The sequence below is a fragment of the Streptomyces fildesensis genome (assembly GCF_016107395.1).
GTDB lineage: Bacteria > Actinomycetota > Actinomycetes > Streptomycetales > Streptomycetaceae > Actinacidiphila > Actinacidiphila fildesensis.
In genome coordinates this window covers 1-464 of record NZ_JAAIKO010000188.1, presented here as the reverse complement: position 1 = coordinate 464, position 464 = coordinate 1, and the positions used below count along the sequence as shown (strand labels likewise).

The 464-nt window shown below is 64.4% G+C and carries 1 protein-coding gene; it reads left to right on the top strand.

All coding sequences use genetic code 11. The features are described from left to right. Positions 1-464 (top strand): cation transporting ATPase C-terminal domain-containing protein (locus tag C6N31_RS42525; protein WP_368860200.1); only part of this gene is annotated, 464 nt, incomplete at both ends.

Genomic DNA, 464 nt, shown 5'->3' with positions numbered 1-464 from the left:
GTCAACGACGCGCTGGCTCTGCACGCCGCCGACGTGGGCATCTCCGTGGAGTCCGGCACCGATGTGGCGAAGGACGCCGCGGACGTGATCCTGCTGGAGAAGGACTTGGACGTGCTCGCGGACGGTGTGGTGGAGGGGCGGCGAATCTTCGCCAACACCATCAAGTACGTCCTCATGGGCACGTCCAGCAACTTCGGCAACATGTTCAGCGCGGCCGGTGCGTCGTTGTTCCTGGGCTTCCTGCCGATGCTGCCGTCCCAGATCCTGCTCAACAACCTGCTCTACGACACCAGCCAGCTGGCGATCCCCACCGACCATGTCGACGAGGAGCAGCTGCGCAGGCCCTCGCACTGGGACATCGGGTTCATCCGCCGCTTCATGGTCTGCTTCGGTCCGATCAGCTCGGTGTTCGACTTCGCCACGTTCGGCGTCATGCTGTGGGTCTTCCACTCCGGACCGGTCCA